This is a genomic window from Veillonella sp. (assembly GCF_041333735.1).
Classification (GTDB): domain Bacteria; phylum Bacillota; class Negativicutes; order Veillonellales; family Veillonellaceae; genus Veillonella.
Genome location: NZ_JBGKFB010000001.1, coordinates 787,659 through 812,830 on the forward strand (window position 1 = coordinate 787,659; position 25,172 = coordinate 812,830).

The 25,172-nt window shown below is 38.5% G+C and carries 19 protein-coding genes and 1 pseudogene; 18 read left to right on the forward strand and 2 right to left on the reverse strand.

Annotation, left to right across the window (positions count from 1 at the left end; genetic code table 11):
• The first annotated feature begins 12 nt into the window (after positions 1 to 12).
• The 6 genes from ACDF53_RS03515 (at position 13) to ACDF53_RS03540 (ending at position 9,549) form a co-directional block, all read left to right on the forward strand.
• On the forward strand, positions 13 to 1,443 hold the full coding sequence (locus ACDF53_RS03515) for a [FeFe] hydrogenase, group A (protein ID WP_370815498.1): 1,431 nt from the start codon (positions 13 to 15) through the stop codon (positions 1,441 to 1,443).
• A gap of 462 nt (positions 1,444 to 1,905) precedes the next feature.
• The gene (locus ACDF53_RS03520) at positions 1,906 to 3,054 is read left to right on the forward strand and encodes a glycoside hydrolase family 3 N-terminal domain-containing protein (RefSeq protein WP_370815499.1); all 1,149 of its coding nucleotides are present in this window, start codon (positions 1,906 to 1,908) and stop codon (positions 3,052 to 3,054) included.
• Positions 3,055 to 3,395: 341 nt separating this feature from the next.
• A complete protein-coding gene (locus ACDF53_RS03525) occupies positions 3,396 to 4,460 on the forward strand; it encodes an ATP-binding protein (protein WP_370815500.1) in 1,065 nt (354 codons plus the stop codon).
• Positions 4,461 to 4,794: 334 nt separating this feature from the next.
• Positions 4,795 to 5,685 (forward strand): sigma-70 family RNA polymerase sigma factor, encoded by an 891-nt coding sequence (locus tag ACDF53_RS03530; RefSeq protein ID WP_370815501.1) that lies wholly within the window; start codon positions 4,795 to 4,797, stop codon positions 5,683 to 5,685.
• 492 nt (positions 5,686 to 6,177) lie between these two features.
• The gene (locus tag ACDF53_RS03535) at positions 6,178 to 6,786 is read left to right on the forward strand and encodes a hypothetical protein (RefSeq protein WP_370815502.1); all 609 of its coding nucleotides are present in this window, start codon (positions 6,178 to 6,180) and stop codon (positions 6,784 to 6,786) included.
• 288 nt (positions 6,787 to 7,074) lie between these two features.
• Entirely contained in the window at positions 7,075 to 9,549 is a 2,475-nt protein-coding gene (locus ACDF53_RS03540; RefSeq protein WP_370815503.1) for a P-loop NTPase fold protein, read from the forward strand.
• A gap of 132 nt (positions 9,550 to 9,681) precedes the next feature.
• Here ACDF53_RS03540 and ACDF53_RS03545 read toward each other — a convergent pair whose 3' ends face one another.
• The gene (locus tag ACDF53_RS03545; RefSeq protein WP_370815504.1) at positions 9,682 to 11,403 is read right to left on the reverse strand and encodes a DUF262 domain-containing protein; all 1,722 of its coding nucleotides are present in this window, start codon (positions 11,401 to 11,403) and stop codon (positions 9,682 to 9,684) included.
• A 271-nt stretch (positions 11,404 to 11,674) separates the two neighbouring features.
• Here ACDF53_RS03545 and ACDF53_RS03550 point away from each other — a divergent pair.
• The 7 genes and pseudogenes from ACDF53_RS03550 to ACDF53_RS03580 all read left to right on the forward strand — a co-directional run.
• Positions 11,675 to 11,818 (forward strand): annotated as a pseudogene (locus ACDF53_RS03550) (helix-turn-helix domain-containing protein); the annotation flags it as partial.
• Positions 11,819 to 11,869: 51 nt separating this feature from the next.
• Positions 11,870 to 12,361: an IclR family transcriptional regulator gene (locus tag ACDF53_RS03555; RefSeq protein ID WP_370816187.1), complete on the forward strand. Its 492-nt coding sequence runs from the start codon at positions 11,870 to 11,872 to the stop codon at positions 12,359 to 12,361.
• Positions 12,362 to 12,546: 185 nt separating this feature from the next.
• The gene (locus ACDF53_RS03560) at positions 12,547 to 13,707 is read left to right on the forward strand and encodes a M20 family metallopeptidase (RefSeq protein ID WP_370815505.1); all 1,161 of its coding nucleotides are present in this window, start codon (positions 12,547 to 12,549) and stop codon (positions 13,705 to 13,707) included.
• Positions 13,708 to 13,736: 29 nt separating this feature from the next.
• The gene (gene dcuC / locus ACDF53_RS03565; RefSeq protein ID WP_370815506.1) at positions 13,737 to 15,098 is read left to right on the forward strand and encodes a C4-dicarboxylate transporter DcuC; all 1,362 of its coding nucleotides are present in this window, start codon (positions 13,737 to 13,739) and stop codon (positions 15,096 to 15,098) included.
• Between the two features lie 183 nt (positions 15,099 to 15,281).
• Positions 15,282 to 16,484 carry a hypothetical protein gene (locus ACDF53_RS03570; RefSeq protein ID WP_370815507.1) on the forward strand — a complete coding sequence of 401 codons (1,203 nt, stop codon included), beginning with the start codon at positions 15,282 to 15,284 and terminating at the stop codon, positions 16,482 to 16,484.
• A gap of 531 nt (positions 16,485 to 17,015) precedes the next feature.
• Positions 17,016 to 17,582: a hypothetical protein gene (locus ACDF53_RS03575; protein ID WP_370815508.1), complete on the forward strand. Its 567-nt coding sequence runs from the start codon at positions 17,016 to 17,018 to the stop codon at positions 17,580 to 17,582.
• 5 nt (positions 17,583 to 17,587) lie between these two features.
• Positions 17,588 to 18,145 carry a hypothetical protein gene (locus ACDF53_RS03580; protein ID WP_370815509.1) on the forward strand — a complete coding sequence of 186 codons (558 nt, stop codon included), beginning with the start codon at positions 17,588 to 17,590 and terminating at the stop codon, positions 18,143 to 18,145.
• A gap of 519 nt (positions 18,146 to 18,664) precedes the next feature.
• Here the strand turns inward: ACDF53_RS03580 and ACDF53_RS03585 are convergent.
• Positions 18,665 to 20,080, reverse strand: a complete 1,416-nt coding sequence (locus tag ACDF53_RS03585) for a sodium:solute symporter (protein WP_370815510.1) — start codon at positions 20,078 to 20,080, stop codon at positions 18,665 to 18,667.
• 273 nt (positions 20,081 to 20,353) lie between these two features.
• Here ACDF53_RS03585 and ACDF53_RS03590 point away from each other — a divergent pair, with 273 nt between their 5' ends.
• The 5 genes from ACDF53_RS03590 (at position 20,354) to ACDF53_RS03610 (ending at position 24,316) form a co-directional block, all read left to right on the forward strand.
• Positions 20,354 to 20,926: a hypothetical protein gene (locus tag ACDF53_RS03590; protein WP_370815511.1), complete on the forward strand. Its 573-nt coding sequence runs from the start codon at positions 20,354 to 20,356 to the stop codon at positions 20,924 to 20,926.
• An 8-nt stretch (positions 20,927 to 20,934) separates the two neighbouring features.
• Positions 20,935 to 21,504 carry a hypothetical protein gene (locus ACDF53_RS03595; RefSeq protein WP_370816189.1) on the forward strand — a complete coding sequence of 190 codons (570 nt, stop codon included), beginning with the start codon at positions 20,935 to 20,937 and terminating at the stop codon, positions 21,502 to 21,504.
• A 6-nt stretch (positions 21,505 to 21,510) separates the two neighbouring features.
• A complete protein-coding gene (locus tag ACDF53_RS03600) occupies positions 21,511 to 21,981 on the forward strand; it encodes a hypothetical protein (protein WP_370815512.1) in 471 nt (156 codons plus the stop codon).
• A gap of 445 nt (positions 21,982 to 22,426) precedes the next feature.
• A complete protein-coding gene (locus ACDF53_RS03605) occupies positions 22,427 to 23,683 on the forward strand; it encodes a hypothetical protein (RefSeq protein ID WP_370815513.1) in 1,257 nt (418 codons plus the stop codon).
• 57 nt (positions 23,684 to 23,740) lie between these two features.
• Complete coding sequence (locus tag ACDF53_RS03610; protein WP_370815514.1) at positions 23,741 to 24,316, forward strand: TonB-dependent receptor; 576 nt, start codon at positions 23,741 to 23,743, stop codon at positions 24,314 to 24,316.
• Positions 24,317 to 25,172: the final 856 nt, after the last annotated feature.

Consider the following 25,172-nt stretch of genomic DNA (forward strand, 5'->3'; position numbering starts at 1 on the left):
GAGGAGGTCCTCATGTCTCAATACGAATTTATCGATAAACGTGTGCCGATTGCGCTCGACAATCCATCCATTTATCACGACATTTCCAAGTGTAAAAACTGTACGTTATGCCGTCGCGCTTGTGCGGACGTAATGAGCGTACTCGATTACTATGATCTTGATGCAAACGGCGATGTGCCTGTATGTATCCACTGTGGTCAATGTGCGGCTGCATGTCCATTCGACTCCATGCATGCTAAATCCGAGCTTGAAAAGGTGAAAGCAGCTCTTGCAGATCCTGAAAAAATCGTGGTTATCCAAACAGCTCCAGCGGTTCGCGTAGCTATCGGTGAAGGCTTCGGTTATGAACCAGGTACTTTCCTTGAAGGTAAAATGGTTGGTGCATTGCGTGCACTTGGTGCAGACTATGTAGTAGACACTAACTTTGGTGCGGACTTAACCATCATGGAAGAAGCATCTGAGCTTGTAGATCGTCTTAACAAAGGCGGCCAAATTCCTCAGTTCACAAGCTGCTGCCCAGCGTGGGTACGCTTTGCGGAAATCTACTTCCCAGAATTGCTTCCTAACTTGTCTTCCACACGTTCTTGTATCGCTATGGAAGCGGCTATGATTAAAACATACTTTGCAGAGAAAAAAGGCATCGATCCTCATAACATCGTGTCTGTATCTGTAAACCCTTGTACTGCTAAAAAAGCAGAAACAAAACGGGAAGAAGAAAACGCTGCAGCTCGTTACCACAACGACGATTCCATTGGTATGGATACAGATATTTCTATCACAACTCGTGAGTTCATCCGTTGGATTCAAGAGGAAAACCTCGACTTCAATGCTATTGAAGATTCCCAATTCGATGACTTGATCGGTATGGAAACTGGCGCATCCATCATCTTCGGTAACACTGGTGGTGTTATGGAAGCAGCTATGCGTACAGCTTACAAACTTGTGACTGGCAATGAGCCACCTCCACACGCATTGACTCATCTTGAGGAAGTTCGTGGTATGGACGGCGTAAAAGAAGCGACTGTACAATTGGGTGATGATGTAACATTGTCCGTTGCTGTAGTTCATGGCGGTAAAAATGCTCGTGACTTCTTGAATGCTTTAAAAGAAAATGGCAAACACTATGACTTCATCGAAGTTATGGCTTGCCCAGGCGGCTGTATCGGTGGTGGCGGTCAACCGCGCACTAAATTGCCTCAAGCAGTTAAAACTAAGGAAGCTCGTATCGGCGGCCTTTACGAAGCTGATGCGAACTACAAATGGGTTGCTTCTTATGAAAACCCAGAAATCCAAGCATTGTACAAAGACTTCTTAGGCGAACCATTGGGCCATAAGGCACACGAACTTTTGCATACACATTACACAGACCGCAGCGCGGTGCTTGGTGATCGCAAAGACGTAACACCTGAAACATGCCCAACATCCCCTAAATACAAGGGTTAATAGCATTACAAATTAGCTAATTTACTCAGTACAAGTCGTTTCGAATGTACTTCGGCGATGAATACATCGATACATTAGTATAGTTAGACTGGTATATGGGTAACTAACTAAATAGAAATAAATCCTACGGGTCATGAGTGACTTGATACTTGTGTAGATATTGACTACTAAGTGTCACCTTACATGCGATTCGTAGGATTTTTATGTATAACCTTCTTATAGTTTTGTATATGTTATATGTATGGATCTCATAAGACACGATATTGTGACTGTATGTACTATCATAGTTATTTCATATCAATGGATTGCCTCGTATATTAATTGTTACTATTACTTTATAACTTTATTATGATAAATTGATATAGAAAACTAGCTTTCACATGAGGAAAAGATGAATTATATAGTGTATAATATATAGAAAGGTAACATGTAAGAGAGTATTACAAGGAGTTTTGTGGAGAGATGAACTTGTTTTTACGGCGTGCCCTATGTGGCATGGCCTTGATCGTCGCCGCCATCGGCACTGCAGGATGCCAGCATGAGAGTCAGGCAGAGCAGGAAGAGGTACGAACTGTATCGTATCGAGCCGTCATGCAATCAGACAAGCCTGTCCCTGAGAAGGTAAATACCTGGCTCGGGGCTATGTCTCAAGAGGACAAGATAGGCCAGCTGATGATGATTAGCCTTCATGGCAGTACGGTAGGACAGTCTCAAAAGGACGTCATCAGGAAATACCGTGTGAGCGGCGTTATGCTAACCAATGAAAATCTAAATAATAAAAACCAAGTGAAAGCTTTCACAAACGACATCATGCAAACGGCCTCAACGGCAAGCATGGTAACGCCATATATCGCGATCAATCGAGATAAGGTGTTGCGTTCTAATGAAAGTTTCTTGCGCTTGCCAGAGCCCAATCGTTGGGGCCAATTACCGATGGAACGGATTATCAATTTAGCGACCCGTTCGGCTATCGAAATGCACGACATGGGATTCAACCTCGTCATCGGGCCGAATGCGAACTTAGGGGTACCGAATGTGTCCTATACATCTGACCCTACCTGGGCAGGGCATATGGACCTTGCCATGGCAGAGCGGTACCAAATCAATAAAGTGTGGTTTGGTTACAACTACTTTCCAACGGTGAGCCTTGGGGATGCATCCTTTGAGACCGCTAATGATGCGAAAGCATACCTCAATACTACGGATGTAGCTGTATTCAAACGCCTCATTACACAGACGACGGCGAACACGTATATGCTCGTTATGAGCCATGTGCAAATTCCGGCTATCGACAATGCACACTTGGCCAGCGCTTCTAAGGCGATTATTACAGACTGGTTACGACATGAGCTTGGTTATAATGGCGTAGTCATGACAGACCGTGTCGACGTCGGCGCCTTGCAAGCAAACCAAAAAATAGGGGACTTTGCTGTAGACTCCATCGTGGCGGGCAGTGATCTCGTTCTCCTTGATGCTGACACCGTTCACATCGATGAAGTCCATCGTGCATTAACTCAAGCGGTGGCGAACGGAACGATTACCAATGATCGCCTTAATGATGCGGTTAAGCATATTTTGCTCATGAAGATGCAAACGCAAATGCAACAATAATGTGAGGAACGTCCTCGCAGGTATCGTCCATAAACAAAACTATTACATATACATATAGATATACATATAAACATATACACATGACGTGCTTATCCTAGATAGGCACGTCTTTTTTTATACTTTCCTCTGTATAGTCATATTGGGATTACACCTGTATAAAATGTAGTAAATATAGGAACTTTCACCAACGTATGGGTAAAAAGTAAACCATTAAATAAGTGTATTTTATGCGTAAAAAATTTAACATAATCAAAAGTCATGTTAATAATATGAAAATAAGTTTAAATTTGTTTTAAATTTATGATATAATAGTCTCCATAGAATGTTGGAGGTGAGAGTATATGAATTTTGTGGGACGTGCTGAGATTATTGAGAGTATCCAGTCCCGTATTGCGATGAATCAAATGAGTTTGTGTGTTGTGTATGGTCCGCATCGCAGTGGCAAATCCTATGTGGCTTCCCAGCTCGTACGCCGTCATAAGGCGCTATACTTGGCAGGCCGCATGGCTAATGAAGCAATCCATGTAGCCGATATGAATCGAGCTCTTGAGGCACGTTTTGTTCCTGCTAATGGACAAGACAAATTCGAACCGATCACTAGCTTGCAAGAGGCCTTTGAGGGTCTATTTGAAAGCAGTGTAAAAACGCCTCAGACTGTGGTGATTGATGATTACCCTTCCTTGGTGGAGGCTGTACCTCAGTTCCCCATTCACTTGCGCGATTTGTTAGATTCTTATAAAGAAACGAGCCATTTGAACATCATCTTGATGGCGAATGGATTAGAACAGCTCGATGGCCGCATCATTGGCGATCGCAGCTTGATTGGTCCTTATGTGTCGGAATATTTCGAGGTAAAACCGTTCTCCTTGGTGGACATGAAATCCTTGGGCCTTCACTATGCTAAGGATGACTTGCGTACCGTGTTCGCCGTAACAGGTGGTTTGCCTGCTTATGTGCAGTACTTTGATAATGGTGAAAGCATCGATACGAATATTATTAATTTGTTCTTCTCCGTATCGGGTGCACTCTTTGAAGAAACGCAGCATATCTTACATCGAGATATGAAAAATATAACAGGTGCTAATGCGATTCTATCTGGCCTTGCTACACTAGAGAGACCATACTATGTGGAGCTGTTGCAAGCTAGCCAAATTAAAAGCGGCACCTTTACATCTCGCTTAAACGACTTGATGGCCATGGGCCTCGTAGGTCGTATCCAAGCGAATAGCCGTGGACCAGCGAAATACGCTGACTACCACTTCACAAATAGCATGTTCCATTTCTGGTACCGCTATGTGTATAAATACTGGGGCGACATCGTTCGTGGCAATGGTGCAGACGTGTACCAAACCTACGTAAAACCACAACTCAAAGACTTTGTAGAAGCCTCCTGTATTGCAATGTAATCAGACAATTTAAAATACGATTACCTGTAAAGTTACTTGTAACATCAGAATACGTTACGCCTAATGTGTATATCAGTAATCGTAACTTACGTACTATTACCCAATGGTAGTACTAATTCCTCTAAAAAAGACACCATATTCCTCTGTGGTGTCTTTTTTGTATTATTTTCAGCAATTACGTATATAGGTGTATAGTTATGTCTTTTAATGGATAGAAATTAATGCTAGTTTGTAACAGAATATGTAGGAATTCTAAAGAATTGCCAATTTGTCAAAATCCCCGTTCCGCGCTATTGTGTAGATAAGCGCTATGCCATGGCAGGAAAGGGGATTTATGTTATACACAAACGAAGAACCGTTAGTACAACGAACCTGTATTAAAACTGCAAGCCTACAATCTGAGGAAATATCTTCAAAGGGAACATCTTCCAAAGAAGCACTATCTAAGAGACCTTCTTCTAATGAACTAGAATCTGAAACGATACCGCCTAAGGAACCAGAGTACAAGGTACCGGAGGAGCTGAAATTACAGACTCTTATCTGTGGTCATCAGGTCTTAACGTCTTTATCGGATAAGAGCCTCGTGTCGATTTGTCAAAATCCAAATATGCGAATACAGACTGTTGGGTACCAACCTTGGTCCGCTGATGAGCTGCGCCATGATGCGGCTCAAATCGAGCTCTGTCGCAGGTATCGGCCACTCATCTTACACTATACGAATAAGACGGGGAACCGCGAGTTCCGAGAAGACCTAGAGAGTTATCTATGGGCCATCCTTTTAGAATCGATTTATAGCTTTGATCTAAAAGGTTCCGTACCGTTCCCTGGCTTTGTGAAAGCTGGTGTTAGATATGGTTACATGCGGTATTGGAAGCGAGAGCGATTGCGTAATCATCGTGAGATTCATATACCAGACCGCATCACCGATGATGGCGAGGTAGCTGTTGGTATGGATATCTTCTCATCGGGAGAAAATATAGCAGACATGATCATGACGGCCGATGAGGAACAACGACTACGGGCTCGCCTCGTATGGGCTCTCGGTAGATTATCTCCAGATCAACAAGACCTATTGCGCCGCGTGTACGGTGATTGTAAAAGTCTCGTATCCGTTAGCGAAGAATTGAACTGCAGCCGCCAAGCTATCCAACGGCGCCATGAACGAGCCCTTAGGAAGCTGCGCAGATACTTAACGACGGACTTTAATAAGATACGAGTGCACTAATACGAATGGAATGGGTCTATACATTCATTATAGATATACATGTTTTAGAGCTATATACTTATTAGAGTTATACACGTATGAGATTCTTAGAACTTTGAAGCGATTAGAATGTGTAGTGTAAACGTATGAGTGTTAGTTTATTAGAGCTAAGTTCGTATTAAAATGATGTGTGTTAATATAATTTAATTTCTTATTTATATTCTGATTTTTGTATAATTACGTTAATCGCGATTAACAGATATACATAAAATATGCAATTCTCAATGTAAATGAGAAAATAATGACACATATAGGTATATATTACTTTTACAAGATCATAAAGTCTTTAATTTTACATAAATTTCTATAGTTTTGTGTATATATTTACAAATTATACAGTGTGATATACAATTAAACCAACAGCAGATTAAAGCATGCGAATCTGCTTTCACAGAACACGTGTTCATTGTATTGTTGAAAGGAATGTTCCTAAGTTGAGGGGAGAGAATTCCTATGATGACATGTAATGAAGTACCAGTAGCGGTGGCCACTTGGCTATCTAAGGGAGAGAATTTGGATTTGATCTATACGAATCCGAAGAATCATATTGTTTGTTTCATTCCTACCTACGAACCTGGCGGCGGTGACAGCACGATGTGCTATTTCGTAGATGGCCGTCAAGAATTGGTCCATCTGCCAATTCGTACCATCTTGCGAGAGCTGGCCTTACAAGAAGGATTGAGGCCGAATTACATCATGACTAGCGATGGTCGGCGTAGCAGTTATACGGCGCCTAAGACCTATGGCCCGCACCTAACCTTTGGGCATATTAAATGTCGGCGCCCTATCGGCAAGGACGTGGTGTACGGACTCTTTAACGTGGCGATACCTTATCAATACATCGTCACCGATGGTCCTGATCCAGATACGAGCTACATTCACGTGGGCGACTTTAAACCTATCTTGGTGTACCAAGCCCCACACCATGTGAAACACAAGCTGAACGAAGTCATGCTAGAACACTGCAACTACGTGCGCAAAATGCTAGCCCGCATCAAACTCAGCCAAAACCCACAAGTCGTGGCAGAACTATTTATCGCCTGGAGAGACCTAACAAGATAAGACTGTTAGAGGGGAGAGAAGAATAAGTAGGGTGAGATGAAGTAATAGGGGAGAGAAAGAGAGGAGGAACTATAGGGAGACAATAACATAGGGGAGACATAAATAAAAGGTTATCATTAAGACACGACAAATAATATTTTTTTATTAATAAAAAAACCACCTCTTTATGGGGTGGTTTTTGGTTTATAAAGTAATGATATAAAAGGGATTTTTATTATTAATATAGAAATAATAATAAGAGTATATAAACTATAAATGATTTGACTGTTTGTAAAGGGTGAAATACTTATGACCATGATAGATAGTTTCAATGATTATATATATAAGGTTAAATATTGTATTCAATATATATTTATATATTTTCTTTTGTTATTAATATTATTTTTATTGGTTATTCCCGTTTTAAATATATATCCTTATATAATGTTTATTATTGTTACTATGGGGATAATTATTGCATATTGTTATAAGAGTAAGTTATTAAGTTTAGTTTTAGTTTCATTATGGCTTTCTTATATAAGTAGTTATATTTTATATAAATATTTATATGATGGATTGGCTTCAGATGAATGTTTATTAATAGCTACATTAACTTTGTATTTTACTATTTTTATAAGTACCTGTACAACAGTTCCTCGTATTATTGAAATCAAAAAGCCTAATAAAGGACTTTATGCAGAGCGTGAGTTAGATTTGAATTTAATTATTACAACTATTAAAAAAGAATCAGTTAATATACTTGGGATAGAGTCATTTTGGGGAATGGGGAAAAGTTTGATTATTGATCACCTTATGTATAGAGAGAGAGACTTTTTTGCTTTTATACGTATTGATGTTGTTGCATTAAATATAGATGATGTACTTGAATATTTAGTTATGCAAATTACTTCAGAGTTAGAGAGGCAATATGTGTTTAGTAAAAGAAGTCGAAATTTCATATCTTACATTAATAATTTTAGATATGGTCAATTATTAACTAAGTTTTTAGGAAATGAGTCAACATACTCGTCAGAATTAGAGAGTTTTAAGACTTCTATTCGAAAGTTAAATAAGCCTATTATTATAATATTCGAAGATTTAGATAGAATTGATGATAAAGATGTATTGCGCAAGATTTTTTATATATCTGAAAGGTTAACCGCAGATTTATCAGGAAAATTAAAGGTTATATATCAATATAGTGCTGAAGAAATAAATTTAAAGGGATTTGATAACCACTATTTGCAAAAATATATACCAAATACAGTTTCTTTGACTCATATTTCATTTATGAAATTATTTAACTATATTATAAAAGGAAATAGTAATGAATATGAGAAAGTTTTACGATATAAAGATTTAATATTAGATATTATAAATCCTTCAGTAAGTTGGGCTGGAGAGTTAAGTGATGTTATCACCTTAAATGAACAGGAACGATACTTGGCTGCAGCTTATAATATAAGAAATATAGAGTCATTTATAAGTATACTAGTATTTTATATAAATGAATTTTCTGAAATTATTCATAATAATAAACAATTTGATGAGGTTTTAGTTAAACATTGTTATATGAAATGTTTTCTACAAAATTTTTATCAAAGCATATCTACAAATATTGATATAAAATGGAACTTTGGAATTGAATTTAATAATAAGGTAGAATTTATATTAGATCTTATAGATATCATCAAAGCTACTGAGGACCCATCGAAAATTAAAGCATTATTTATACCTAGTATTGAACCAATTAATTTTGAGAAATTATTGGCATTCTCTATTCTTGAGTTATATCAATATGATATTCGTTTTGTGGATTTATTTAGATCGACTAGGGATTCAATATTTGATTTTAATTATAATGGTTCATCTTTAGAAGTAAGACAGGATCAAAAACGTAGTTTGCTAAGATTAGAACATTATTTTTATTATTGTATTGCTGTAGGTAATAAAGCACAAGAAAGTTATGTTTCTTTTATAAATGAGTTTGTAACAAATGTATTACTTTCTAATGATACTATTAGTTCATATAAGCATTTTGCAGAATATGCTTATAAGGCTGGTAAGGTGAAAGATGTACTTAATATAGAGACTTGGCGATATATTTTTGAAGCATTTTATTACACTGCTTGGAATTGGGATAAAGATACCATTAATCAATACTTTGATAAGTTAATACAATTATATTTTAAGTTATATGAGGTAGAATATGGTAGAGATTCTTTTTCAGAAATATTATTTAAAACTCTTAATATATTTTTACGTTCAGTTTTAAGTTATGAGTTAAAATCAGCTTTTTTTTCCATGCTAAAATCACTTAACTCTTTAAAGATTAATAAAAGTTATTCAGGTAATGTTGATTATTATATATTTCAAAAAAGGATTATTGATATTCTAATAAATTTAGGATATATAGAACTTGATAAAGAGATAAGCGAAGGTTTGACTGATATTGAATATGTTAAGGACTATGATTTTGACACATATAATAAGATTTATTCAGTAATAAAAGCTGTATGTATTAATTATATGGATATATTGGAAGATAATAGTGCCAAATATGATTTAAAAGTATATCTAGAGCAGGTTAATGATATTAAAAGGGTTGTAGATAAAATTATTGATCTTTATAGTCATGATAAGCTATATAATTATGATGCTGAAGAAGATACAAAAGTTTTTTTTAATGACGAACAACTATTATCTAATGAGTACTTAGAAGAAGCTATAAATACTAATAGTATAGGTGTAGTTCGATTATGTAAAGTACTTAAAAGTGAATAAGAATAATATTTGAGAAGGAATAGCATATTTTATATACTCTCTATAAAGTAATAAAGCAGGATGCCAATACGAATATACTTATGCATTGGTTATCCTGCTTTTATATTGATTCTAAGCTATTAGTACTAAAATTTAATTTCGTGGCCAAATTTTTAGTGCTATTTCAGCGAAGTCCTCTTGGCGTTTTACGATTGTAAATGTAGTCCAGTCATCAATTGAGACTAGGTCACGAGTCATTTTAATTTCAGATTTCTTATAGATTTCTTTCTTTTTATCGAAGCCTTTGTTCTTGGCTCTATTGTTATATTCTTGGCCTAATAGAGTTAGATTACCTAAACGCCATAGGTATGTTTCATGGTCCTCATCATTGAAGTTGATCCATTCATCATTAATCTTTTTAGGAAGAATATGTTCGACATGAACGCGGTTTGAGTCATCTACAATTTTTGTTTCGTTAATATCAAAGTTATTTATCTTACGAAGTAAATAGCGAATGACGGCATTTTTCCTGGAGTTGAAGATTCTGAAATTATTGATGAATTCCTCATCTGATACCATAAGAGAATATAGTTTTTTTAGGATATCATCTTTTGTTGGCTTTTTGCTAGATGCGCTATCACTATTAGGTGGCCAAGTTTTATCGCTAATACTTCTAGCGATTTGTGCAAATACAAGTTCGTATTTATTTGCAACAAGTCCTGAAACAACAAAGTTACGAACTACTAGTGTTTCTATTGCTTTCAAAACCTCATTTATATCTTCTTCAGAGTAGTTTTGTAATCTTAAGGCAAAGATTATAGGTATATATGAGGATGCATCTAGTTTTTGCATCTCAATAAGACGTTCGTTCAGCTCAGTTAAATCAAAGTCTTTGTTATCATCAGGGTGTAGTATTGCTGCACACACTTTGGATAAAGAGCGTAAATTTGATAATAATGTATTAACATCAGACTGTGATGTTATATCTGTACGTAATGCTTTGAATAAATCTTTTTCTCGAGCAAAGCGCTTTGTACTGTTCCAATAGTAGCGAATAAATTTTGTTGGATCTATATTATCAAGATTATCAATAATGGTATTCCAAGTTTCAGTAGCACTAGGTAAGTCATTTTGTGCCATACGAAGAATATGATTCTTTAATAAGTCTGCAGTTTCTAGTGCTTTACCGCGAGCGTTGAGTGATTCGAAGATTATATATGCTTCATTGATATCGTCAGTCTCGACAGTCATAAGGATAAACTGATTGATTAAGGTTTGGTATAGTTTATTTAGTGCTTTGTATTGATTAGACTCATTATTTTTAAGAAATTCATCTACCTTCCCATTAAAGAATTTACTTGCATAGAAGATATTGTAGTTAGATGGTTTAAGTTTCTTTTTATCAAATTTTTTGTCGCTATAATCAATGGCTCCACGTTTTTGGACATATTCAAAGAAGAACTCTTTATCAACACCACCCATAGATAAATACTGCTCTCGCTTGCTTTCAGATATGCGGCCAATATATTTAGCATTAATATCTTCGGAGTCGTCATTTGCATCATTATTGTTTGTTGAATCGGCAATTTCTTTAAATTTAGTTCGTAGAATATCTAGGAAGATAATTGTTGTTGAGATACGTTGCTGGCCATCAATAATATAGCGTTTACCATCTTCCTTATTCTTATGAATAACAACCTGTCCAAGAAAGTGCTCATCATGTGTATTTTCTTCGTAAATTTGTTCCAAGTCTAGCCAAAAGTCATCCAATTGAGTCTCTTCCCAAGAATAGCCCCTTTGATATTCTGGAATATAAAGCTTTTCGTTCCCTAAAAAAGAACCTAGTTTTGTTAGATTTGAGTTAATAATCCCCATATTACTACCCCCATATACAATAAATACGTTTCTTATAAATATTAGATCATACTTTGAGGTAGAGATCAAATTATTAGTTAATCATGCATCTTTGTTATTTTTAAATTTTTCATGAATGTGTTATTGTTATATTGATAATGAGTTAATTGCACAGTCTTCTATTCAGAGGTATTATGTGTAATCAAACGAGTTACGTATATTGTTATTAGTTTTAATAGAATAGCGAAACGTTTAGGCTTTAACGAGTTAGTGCGTTTCTTTGGATATGAATATGGTTCAATCAATAGAGCGTGGTATTGAGATACTCAAGTTGTTAGAGGCGGGCCCTCTTGGTGTGACTGAGTTAGCGAATGCGACGGCGTTGCCGAAGACAACGGTTCATCGGTTGCTCAAGACCTTTGAGGCCCATCATTGGGTTGAGTTTAATGGAGCCAAGAAGTATCAGTTATCTTGGGGTGTTTTGCCTATGGCCAAGTCCTTTCTTACGTCTTTGGATGTGCGTGCCATTGCGCAGCCGTATATGGTGGCCATTCGTGATCAGTTGCAGCAATCCGTGAATTTGTTCTTGGCACAGGGCGATTATCGCATCTGCATCGAGCGCGTTGCGGCGGATAAGCCGTTGCGTCATGACATTAAGATTGGCACGGTGTACCCTATCTTTAAAGGGGCGGCCGGCAAGATTTTTGGGGCCTATCTAGGGGATTTCAAGGATGCTGATATGAGTGCTGGTGAAAGCTCCCAAATTCGTCATGATGGGTATGTGGTAACCCGAGGCAGTCGTGTACCTGATGCGGCATCCATCGCAGTGCCCATCTTCTCTTTTGGCAATAAGCTAGAGGCAGTGATGACCATCTCTGGTCCTATAGGGGACTATACGGAAGAACGCGTCAAAGAGTATCTATCTGTCATGATGGCATTAGGTCAAACCATTTCCAAACAGATGGGGGCGACCTTATAAATTTATTTTTACCCCTTTTATGGAATGGCATTCCATTATATGGAACAATCATTAGTGTATTAATAGACAAATAAATAGAAAGATAGATAAATAAATAAAAACAGGTTATTAGATACAGGTTTCATAAGGCTTGTGTTTGTAGTTATATGAATTTATGCTTTATAGTGTGTATGTTGGAGGTAGAAATGAGTCAGCTTTTACAAGAAATCGAATCATTAAGACAGCCTATGAAGGAGCTGAACGATTTCATTTTCGATCATCCTGAGCTTGGGAACGAAGAGTTCCAAGCCCATGAGTTGTTGACGAATTTGTTGGAGAAGGAAGGTTTCACCGTAGACCGCGAGGTGAGTGGTCTTAAGACTGCCTTTAGAGCGGTGTACCACGTAAATGGTGGCGGCCCTAAGATTGGCCTACTTTGCGAGTATGATGCCCTTGAAGGTTTGGGTCATGCGTGTGGTCATAACTTACAAGGCCCATCCATCTGTACGGCTGCGATTGCTTTAAAACGTACGTTACAAGCACCTTGCACGTTAGTTGTGTACGGTACGCCTGCAGAGGAAACAGCAAGCGGCAAGCTCGTTATGGCTCGTGAAGGCGTGTTTGATGATTTAGACCTTGCTTTCATGATGCACGGCAGTGACACGACGACGGTAGATGGCAAGTCCTTGGCGCTAAATCTTGTGAACATCAAGTTCCACGGCAAGTCTGCTCATGCGGCAATTGCGCCAGAAAAGGGTATTAGCGCATTAGATGCAGTATTGTTGTTCTTTAACGGCATGGAGTACTTGCGTGAGCACGTGCCGACAGAGGTTCGCATGCATGGTATCATCACTGACGGCGGCAAGGCGGCGAACATCGTTCCAGATTATGCGTGTACTCAATGGTATATTCGTTCCTCTAGTCGCATTCGTCTCGATGAGATTGTGGAGCGCGTGAAAAATGTAGCTCAAGGGGCAGCTTTACAGGTCGGAGCTACCATGGAATGGGAAGAGGTTAAGGCGTACGACAACAAAGTTAATGTACAAACCTTGAATGATATACTTTTAAAAAATGCAGAAAAAGTAGGAGCCCCAGAGATTTCTGAGCCTCGTAAGGTGACGGGATCTACCGATTTCTCTAGCGTTACGTTCCGAGTGCCAGGTGCTTGCTTGCGCGTGAAATTTGTAGGCAAAGGCGTGACTAGCCATTCTCAAGAATGGTTAGTCAATGGTAAAAGCCAGCTCGCTGAGGATGCTATCATGTATGGTGCAAAGGGCATTGCTTTATCTGTAGAAGAAATCCTTGAAACGCCAGGCTTGTTAGAAAAAATCAAAGAAGATTTCAAGCAAGCAAAGGAAAACTTCTAATTATTGTGTTGTAAATGGAGGGAACATGTATGAATTTGTTAGTTTGTTTATTGGTTATTGCCATAACGGGAACGCTAGTTATTAAGAAGTTTAAAGCGCAAACCGTATTGTTGTTGGGCGGTCTTATTATGATGTTCGCGGCGTACTTGTTAGGCTATACAACATCCTTCGTAGATGCGAAGAAGGCTACAGGTGTTCTTTTCTTTGATGCTTTTGAATTCATTAACATTACTACTGCGAAAGATGCGGCCAATCTTGGCCTCATGATCATGACTTGTACTGGTTTTGCGAAATACATGGACCACATCGGTGCTAGCTCTCGCCTCGTTGTAACGGCTATTAAGCCCCTTGGTAAAATGAAATCTGCATACCTAGTAATGGCGCTTACCTTTATCCTCAATATGTTCATGTCCCTTGTAATTCCAAGTGCTTCTGGTCTTGCGATGCTCATGATGGTGACAATCTTCCCTATCCTTGTGCGTTTAGGTGTTAGTCCTGTTGGTGCTGCAGCAGCTGTTGCTACAGGTCACTTACTCGACATCGGTCCTGCCTCTGCTACTACATTACTCGTATCCAAAACTGTAAACATGCCTGTTCATGAATACTTTGTAGATTATCAGTTGAAAGTATATATTATCTGTGGCTTGATGGCGGCTATTGCTCATTTCGTATGGCAAAAATACTTAGATAAAAAATCTGGTCATGTTCCTACAGAATATGTTGAGGCTCATAAATCTGATGAACTTGAAGTAGGTCCATTGCCATATATCTTCTTACCATTATTACCATTGATCTTTATCCTTGGATTCAGCGATTATGGTATTCAAGGCGTTAAGATGAACGTAAACCTTGCCATGTTCCTCAGCTTATTCATCGCTATGGGCTGTGAACTCATTCGTCATCGTGACTTCCGTAAAATGGCAGCTAGTATCCAAACCTTCTTTAAAGGTATGGGCGACCAATTTGCCAACACTGTAACATTGATCGTTGCAGGCGAAACATTCGCTTTCGGTTTAACTTCCTTGGGTATCGTAAAAGAATTCGTTGCAGCAATCCAAGGTCTTGCTATCTCTGCTGATGTAGTAGGCGTAATCGTATCTACAATCATTACAGGTCTAAGCATTGTAATGGGCTCTGGCGTTGCCTCTATGTTCGCATTTGCCCCTCTAGTTCCTAACTTTGCAGCTGATTTAGGTGGCAATGCTACAACAATCCTTCTTGGTATGCAAAATGCGGCTAGCGTAGGCCGTCTACTTAGCCCAATCAGTGCTGTTATGATCGCCGTAGCAGGTATCGCAAACATCTCCAGTTTCGACCTTGTAAAACGTACAAGCGTACCTGTCATCGTTACATTCATTACAAGTACAATTGCGATTTTGCTTATTCACTAATTGAAGTTAAGAAATTAATATCTTAATATGTAGATAAATTTGATTAGACCATAGAGGTCATAACTACAAATATAATACAATCTAGAGCTTTGAGGTTGTTCAACACATAGGCACGTTCTCAACGGTGTAGTATACTTATACTAATGAGAGAACGTGCCTATTGTTATTTGAGAGAGGTATTGTATGAAACTAAAAAGTACATTGTTGAGCCTAGCCATGGCGCTGGCTTTCACCATGCCTATTGATGCGGCGCAGTATAGTGTTCCTGAAGGCCAACCACCTGTACCAGGGGCTGATGCAAGTATTCCAGATACTGCATATCAGAACTATCGTTATGGTGAAGCTCTGAATGCTAATGCGAGTGCAATCATTTTAGCACGCAAGCACATATATGAAATGCTAGATAAACAGGTGCAAGAGAATAAAAGAAGTATCGAAGAAGCAGAACGATGGAAGAAAGTACATGATAAATCTATGGATATATCTGCTCATGAATCTACGGTTATCTTGCTGCACGAGGGTGACCATCGGGCTAAAATGACAGTGCCTATTGTTGTAACCAGAAGTTTTTATAAAGACGCTCATAAGAAAAATGAGGTGTCTTCTTTTGTCGCTGAAAGTAGTGTTGTTGCTGGTCTTGCTAGTTCCAGTGAAAGCTTTGTAGATGATGCAGCTTATAAATCTGCAAAACAAAAGGGGGCTTTTAATTACCCTGGTATTACGAAAGGGTATTGGAGTGTAACAGATAAATATTCTAGTGAGAATACACCTTTAATGATGGCTGCTGTTACGTTTGATAAACAACCGAACCACAATTATATGGCCATTCTTGGCAGTAAAAATCACCCAATTACCGATAAGATAGAGCGTACAATGGCTAATTTTGTCATTCCATCGCTACAGCCAGTAGATGATGTAGATCGTACCAGTGATGGTGCTACATGGGGGAATGTAACATATCGTGTGCCTAAGGGATTGCAGTTACAATCAGAAACAAAAGGTGGTCCACATATAGAAGGTCGTGTATATGTAGGTTCAGACATGAGGTTGGTTGTAACAAGAGGCCCTATACATAGTAAAGATCATCCAATGGTTGCGTACCCTAAACGTGTTTTTAAGGATATTATTTATAAAAACTCTACATTATTGTTACCAAATGTACCAATCCAATCGGCGATGGTGTTGAATAATGGTGTTCCTACGTATCTTATGGATCAATATAACCCTGGTAAGCAATCACGTATACTCCATTTGATACAAGATAATGAATACTCCTATGTTATGGTATTGATGTATAAAGAGGGTAAAGCTAAATACAATCATTTAGAGTTGCGCAATATGATGGAATACTTAGACTTTAAAAATGTTAACGAGTTAAGAAACTAGATAGAAAAAAGATAAAGACATAAGAAAAAGACCGTGCTTTTAGGTACGGTCTTTGCTGTATTTATCTATATATTCCTATTATTCGTTCCTTATTGTATCGCATATTAGTTCACTATATAATAATTGTAGGATAGTTAGACGAGGTTGGGCCTCTCTTCGTCATCGAAGGGAGGGATAAGCCTATGAGTGATTATGAAATAATCATGCTCTTATTACAGGTGATAACAGTAGTTATTGCCTTTGGGGCTTTAATAGCGCTTATTTGTCTCACAAAAGACAAATAGCCCTCCGTTGCCTAGTGTAACTAGATAACTGAAAGGCCATTTCTTCATGTTTTTGTGTAACTAGAGATGCGCCTGACGTTACGACTCGTCTGACTATCTTCTTATATTATATGGACAAAGTTGTATATCGTCAAATGGTGATAAATGAGTACCGTTTTATCGGTTTTATTTAGATATTTGAGCTCACATATATGATGTATAATAAATATAGTTTACATAATAGTGTATGAGGCTTAAGGAGAGGTATATGTTAAAACAATTCTTAGTGATGATGGCACTGACGCTAGCTTTCACCATGCCTAGCCAAGCGATTTCGATACAGGAGCTCAAGTCGTCACCGCAGTTTAAGGTAGTTTATGAGGTAACACCAGATGTTCCTAATGCTGACGAGCATACTACGTGGTATGTAGACACGAGTTCCATTGAGGTGCTAGAGTATGCGCCGCCTATGTATAAGATCAAGGCTACTGTGTACAATGCGTATCAGTCGCCGCGGAAACATGTCATTTTTAGTGATTCTTGGATTGTGTCCTATGATACTCGTTTGTCACTTGCAAGTCAGGTATATCGTGCGAAACAGGCGGGCGCTTCGTTGACGACGGTTATTGATGTGGCACAGACGAAAACAGGTATGACGGGCACTGAGGAACCATTGGGGGATTTCTCCTTTGACGGACAGTCGCTGCCGGTTCAGGTGAAAGCCTCAACTCGTGCTATTGTGCGCACGGCGCCGAATACAACGCGTTATGATATAGCAGATACGTTATTCTATGAAGCGTATCGTATGCATTTTGAGGATGTGGTGGTGAAATGAGGCCCATGATGAAAGTACTATATATAGCAATGGCGTTGGCGCTGTCTTGTGTAGTGCCTGCGCACAGCATGTCTATGCAGGAATTACAAAATACGAGCCGCTATGAAATGCTGCATGGCTTTGGTGAAAGCGGCAATGGTGATGGCACCTTTATAGATAAGGATTCCATCAAGACCTCTAACGGGCCGAATGGAACCAAACAAATCAACGTCACACAATATGTGCTCATGCCAGCGGGTGATACAATTCAAGAAAAACAGGTTCTTTACACCTTTGATACAAAACAATCCTTTGCTAATTTGATTAAGAAGGTGGATGCCCATCAATTAGGATCCTATAAATACCTATGGCTATCTAAACAAAAATACTCCGGCATAACATCGAGTGTTGTTGATTTCAAACAGTACCATGTAGATGGCACTCGATATGATGCACAAAGCGAAGCACAAGATAGACGCATGGCATCAGCCCCTGTAGACTTTGGATTTGCAGGATACCTCTTGGCAAACCGCTTATATGAACGTGTACATGGCGTACAATTTGACGATGTCGTTGTAAAATAAGAAAAACTCCTATTGGTTTAACCGATAGGAGTTTTGTATTTATCTATATATTTCTATTATTCGTTCCTTATTGTATCGTATATTAGTTCGTTCTATAATAGACTTAGAATAGTTAGACGAGGTTGGGCCTCTCTTCGTCATCGAAGGGAGGGAGAAGCCTATGAGTGATTATGAAATAATCATGCTCCTTTTACAAGTACTGGCTGTTGTCATTGCTTTTGGAGCATTGGTAGCCCTTATTTGCCTTACAAAAAGCAAATAGCCCTCCGTTACCGCATGGTAGCTAAGTAAACAGAAAGGCCATTTCCTAAGTATTTTGATTTTCGAGATGCGCCCGACGTTTCCACTCGCCTGACTATCTACCTATATTATAGTAAGGTTATGATATATCGTCAAATTGTGATGAATGTGTGTATGGCATATAATTTGATGATGTTGTTGTAAAATAAGAAACACTCCTATTGGCTTAGCCGATAGGAGTGTTCCTTTTAGTGTATTCGTTTATATGCTTCTTTTATATCATTCTTTTAAGTCGTCAGGAATTGCCGGTGGAGCCGGTGGTTTACCCATGGCTCTTTCAATGAATACCACAGCTACAAAGACGATGAGGCTGACGATGGAACCAAAGATGATGGACATAATGCCGTATGGGTTGCCCACGAATTCCCAGTACACGCCTGCGATGGAGCCGAGCACGATGGACCAAATACCAGCGCCAGCTGTTGCATTTTTCCAAGTGAGGCCTAGTAGGAATGCGGCGAATGGGCCAGCGGATCTCATGGTGAAAGCAAATACGAGCATCGGAATGATGGCTTTGCTTACGAGGGAGATAACGATGGCGATAATGCCGAGGAATAGCACGCATAGACGGCTATATCTCGTGAGCTGAGCATCGGTGAGGCTTTTACCAAAATGATGTTCTACAATATCCTTGGTAAATACAGTAGCGGCGCCTAATAGGTCGCCTGCGCCTGATGAAAGCGTGGCCGATACGACAGCGGCCATAACAAAGCCCGCCATTACTGGAGGCATGAGGTTAAGGGCAACCGTTGCCACCGCATTGTTCGCTTCGATATTCGGGAACTCGGCCAATGCTACGAGGCCTAAAACCGCAGGAACGAAGGCGAATAACGCCATGATAATACCACAAATGATAGAACCGAGAACGGCTGTTTTTTCGTCCTTCGCGGCAAAGTACCGTTGAACCGATTCTTGGCCGGTGGAGAAGGTCATGAAGTACATGATAATGAGGCCGATGATGGTTTTCCAACCAACCTTTGTGAAGCCTAGCTGTTCAGATGGTAATTTAGACACTACTGTTTCCCAGCCGCCCACATTGTGCAGTACGAACGGTACAGCAAGGGTAAAGCCCCCAACGAGAACGAAGAAGTGGATAACGTCTGTCATCGTTACGCTCCACATACCGCCGGACATGGTGTAAATTACGAGTACCGCGCCGCAGATGAGGATTGCTAGCTCTGTTGAAAGCCCGGTAAGAACGCTAATAATGGTTGCTGTAGCAGTAATCTGTACGCCTGCTAGGGTAATTGTTGCAAGCATAGAGAGAATCGACGTTATGAGATGGCTAGAGCCACCAAAGCGACGACCGATGATCTCCGGTACGGTCGTTGCCATGGCACGTCGTAACAGTGGTGCGATAAAAGCAACGAGAATAACCCCAATCCCTGCAGAGACTACGTACCAACCTGCAGATAAACCCCAAGAACCATACGCTTTCGCGGCTACACCAACGGTACTCCCGCCACCGATCTCTGTAGCTGCTAACGTGCCTGCCGTCATAAGAACCCCAATACGACGACCTGCGAGTAGATAGTCAGTACTATCTTTTACACGAATATGACAATACACGCCGACCAATAAATTCAGTAATAAATAGGCACAAACAATAACCCATATAATAGTTAAAGAGTCCATATGCCACCTCCTAAACTACAAACTAGTTAGAGACACATACTAAATCACCCTTACTACTTGCGGTGCATATATCAAGTATAGTTTAATTATCCATAAAAACTGGGGAAAATACAAAGAGGAGTTTCTTGCTACATTGGAGAATGTATATATATTAGGAAGTAAAATATAAAATTATTAATAATAGGCACAGTCTTGTTTGCATAGTATACTTATGCTAATAAGGTTGTGCTTATTTTATTGAGAGATAAGATTCATTTTTTGAGAGAGGTTTTTATGATTCAACGTATTTTGATGCTAGCCCTTGTGTTGCTGGCTTTCACCATGCCTACAGAGGCAATTACATATCAAGAGTTGAAGACGTCACCACAGTTTAAGTTGGTTCATACTCGATCGATGAATGGTTCTATGGAGAGTGGTGGCTTGTATATCTATTTGAACACGTATTCTATTGAGGCCCTTCGCTATGCACCGCCACAGTATTCTTTGCGCGGGACCTACTATGTTGTGATGGATACGTCTTATCAATCTACCATTGACGAGCGACAGCTCACTGTGGATTATGATACTAACTATTCGTTAGCGACCCTTATTCATTCGTCTCGTATAATGAATCCGAGTCCGTCTATGATAGCTTTAATTGAGGCTAGTGAAAGTAAGTCTGGTTTAGCTATGACAGAGGTAGATGTGGCGAAGTATACCTTTGATGGGGCGACGAAGCCAATGCATTATGTGAATGATACGCGTAAGTTCCCACTTAATCGTAATAACACTATTATGTATGATATAGCGGATGCTATATTTATGTCTGTGTATCAGCAGCATTTTGATGATGTTGTGGTGCAGTGAGGTAGATGATGAAACGTATATATTTATTTTCACTATGGTTATTAGGCTGTCTCATAGCACCGATGCAAGGACAAGCCGTATCACAGGCTGAATTACTAAACTCAGAGCGATTTGAACACATCGATTCGAGTGCTGACTCTGGACGAGGGGATGGAAAATATTTGGACCTTTCATCTGTTAAGTCTGTAACGGCACCGAATGGTCATCGTCGTATCGAAGCTAGCATTTATGTTTCCATGCCTGCTGCTAATATGATTCAAGGACTTTCAGTACAATACGATTACCAAATGGATCGTTCTTTGCGCCATTTGATTAATGCTCATGATAATAGTTTAAAACAAGGTGATAAGACGCCATATATCTCTATTTGGCGTGCAAAACAAGAAAACTCAGGTATCACTGGAACCGTTAATGATGGCGGTACCTATTACAATAATGGACAAATTCGCCAACAACGTGTGTATGCAGAAAACCTAAAAGCTATGATTCTACCTGCAGAATTTGGTGTCGAAAAATATAAACTGCCTAATTTGATGTATAAAAAAGCATATGGCATTGCCTATGATGATGAGCTGTGATAGCGTATGAATAGCACTAGAGTAGTTGAAACAGTGAATAAAGATAGATCGATAATAAAACTTGTTTTTAACATCTTGTTAAAGCTTGTTCTTTTACTGATTTGGGGAATCTCTATTTGGGGAATTTATACATTATTGTATGATCGATATGTATTAGAAGCATATCCATTAAGAGATTATCTTCCCGTGTTGATATTTTGCTTTGGGAATATTTGGGTTTTACCGTGTGTAATTTTGTGGTATGAGAAACTATCTCCTGCATTTAATAAACCTAATCTATATTATAGAGTGAAAGCTTGGTTCATTTCTTTAAAAGAACAATCTACCGTGGGTATGTGTGTATATAATTTTATGGATTTTTTTATAAAGTTATGTGTAGTAACGTATGGTACTATTGTTGTTATAGTTTGTTTTATTTCGGCTTTTGCTATATTAGTTCCGATTCTACTTGTGATTGCTGGACTGATACTTCGTTAGTTCTTAAAAGCTCCTAAACATTCATATTAGATTTCTGATATATTCTTAACTTATTTACATAATGCAAAAGCCAAGCTATTCATATTTAAAAATAGCTTGGCTTTTATTAGTGGAGCACTTGTAGCGCTTATTTGTCTCACAAAAGACAAATAGCCCTTCGTTATCTTAGATGATTCGATAACTGAAAGGCCATTTCTCAAGATTTTCTGTTTTAGAGATGCGCCTGACGGTACGACTCGTCTGACTATCTACTTATATTATAGGGATAAAGATATATATCGTCAAATTGAGATAAACCTTATAAATGCTAAATATATACGAAACCTACATATACTAAATTATAAAATTATTAATCATAGGCACAGCCTTGTTTGCATAGTATACTTATGCTAATAAGGTTGTGCTTATTTTGTTGTAATGTGAGAGAAGAAAAAGAGAGGATTTTATGTTACGTAAAAGTGTAATTATGATGGCTTTAGCAGCTGCTTTCACCATAAATGTAAGTGCTGTACAGATCGAAGTGCCAGCCGGACAACCGCCTATGCCTGGGGCAGACGCGAGTATTCCTGCTAATGCGTATGAGAATTATCGTCATATTAATGAAGTAGCGGAGCAGAATGCAGAGGACTATAGTGAATTTATAAAATCACAACCTGTAAATCCTACATCTGGGATGGATAAGTTGTATCGAGAACGCCCTGGTTTGGCTAAGGCGTTGGAGTTAGCAGATTACTCTCAATCCACGGTTGTATTGATTCATGAAGGGGATAAGAATATTCGATTGTCCATCCCAAATGTTAGCTTCCGTGGCGATACTGTTGAGTCTAAGTCTGGAAAGGGACCTTTATTTGCTGTTCGAAGTCTTAGTGCGTTTTTAGTGGTAGGCCCACCACATGGTAAAGAGCTCAATAAATATGCTGAAGAAGAAGGTAAATATAATTATCCAGGTTTGCAGAATGCATCTTGGAAGCTTATGTCCAACAATGCCCGTGTAATGTATACGGAGTTTACACCGAATGATTCAAAGACTACCTATGGGATTACGTATGGCGGTTGGGTTAATGCGGAAGATCCGTATCAAGATAAATCACCGGAAGTTGTGATGAGTAATTATATTATTCCATCCATAGAATCCTTGTCTGGATTAGATACTTATAGTCGTGTTGAGCATTGGGGTAATTTTAGTTATCGCGTTCCTAAGACTGCAAAGCTAGTGAGTGAGGCTGTAGAGAATAGTCAATATGATGTGAGAACCTATGAGGATACAGGTTCCAAGATACGTGTAGTACGTACTTCCATATTGGGTGAAAAACGAGATGGAACGGTCATCAAGAGTTCAATATTATCTTTTTTGAGAAAGTATAATGATTTAGAAACACCTACACAATATGCAGTCGTATGGAATAATGGAATCGCAGGCTCTTTGATTGATTCTTACAAGCCTAAAGGAGAGTCTTATCTCCGTCATGTGGTGAAAGATTCTGTGTACTTTTACAGTTATCGTATTAATTATGATGAAAGTAAGACCTCTTATACACATAAACAATGGAGAGATATGATTGAATATGTAGGCTTAGATAATGCAGCCAAACTCAGAAAAGTTCCACAATGGAGAGAAGATGGAAGCTATAAAGAGAAATTAGAACGTGGGCCTATATTTATTCCTTGGTATATGGAGTGGGTTAAGCTATTGAATCAATAGTGTGTAATATAGTGAATGTAGTTTGAGCTAATTATAAGAAATTTTAGGAGAGAGACTATGAAAACAAAATATATGGTTATGGGGCTTGTTATAGGCCTGCAATTGGTAAGTGGTTATAGTTATGAATCAGATGCGAGTTGGCTTAGTAAAACTTGGGACCGCCTTGAAACAAATGCAGCGAAACAGTCTTATGACTGGCCCAAAGCTGAGCAATATACTCATTATGCGGGCGGGCAAATTGTAGGTACTACCTTGCCAGAAGAGGATATGATGATTCTTGGTGTTTCATTAGGCAATACCTTTGATAGTGTGAAAGCTAGTTTAGGACAGCCTACTAAAGAAACTAGTAGAGGACTTACCTATGGTGGTGTTACATTTGGGAACTTTAAAATGGATGGTGTGGGCCCTATTGTTACCTATATGATGATCGAGAATCGTGATGCTACTACTCATAGAGGTATCGCCGTAGGCGACTCCATGCGAAAAGTTCTTAATTTATATGGCAGACCTGATTTAGTGGATACTAACAATCGATGGTTTTATGGGAAATATCGCTATCGAACTGATATGATGCATGGCATACAATTTGAACAAAAAGGCGATAAAGTCAGTAAGATTTTGATTTATAAATGATTGTATTCTTACCATATCTATGAAAAAAGCCGAGCTTTTAATTCATAGAATTAGCTCGGCTTTTATTAGTTTATTCGTATATTTATACAGTATGATGCTTATTATATCGCATATTAGATCGTTCTATAATAGAGTTAGGATAGTTAGACGGGGTTGGGAAAATAAAATAGCCCTCTGTTGTCTAGTGTAACTAGATAACTGAAAGGCCATTTCCTAATCTTTTTTTCAATTTCGAGATGCGCCTGACGTCACTACTCGTCTGGCTATCTATCTATCTATATTATAGGGATAAAGGTATATATCGTCAAATTGAGATAAACCTTATACATACTAATTAGAAATAACCCTTATACAATCTAAAATATAAACTTAAGATAATAGGCACTAAACCAAGTATGGATTAAAATATTAACTCAATAAGAAATTTTGTTTTTAAGTTTTATGGTATTAGATAGGAGAAAGCCAATGAGCAAACTCAAATACATCAAAACTATATTAGTGCTTTTGCTGAAGGCTTATCTTGTCTATCTATGGATTAACTTTGTAGAGACGTTTACTCAGCTACTCTATAATATCTATGTATTGAAAGCATATTCATTGGAGCATTTTGGCCTGTTTTTATTCTTTCTATTTGGTAATATATGCTGTATTCTGTGGCTTGTTTTATGGTGTAAGCGATTACGGCCAGCTTTTAACAAGCCCAAAATATATTATAAGACTAAAGAATGGATACGATCTAAGAAAGAAGATGCACCTATCTATAAAATCCTGTTTGGAATCTTATTACTTTTGCTAAAATTAACTCTCTTGGTATATATCATAATTGTGGTTTCCAGTATTTTGAGTATTCCATTAG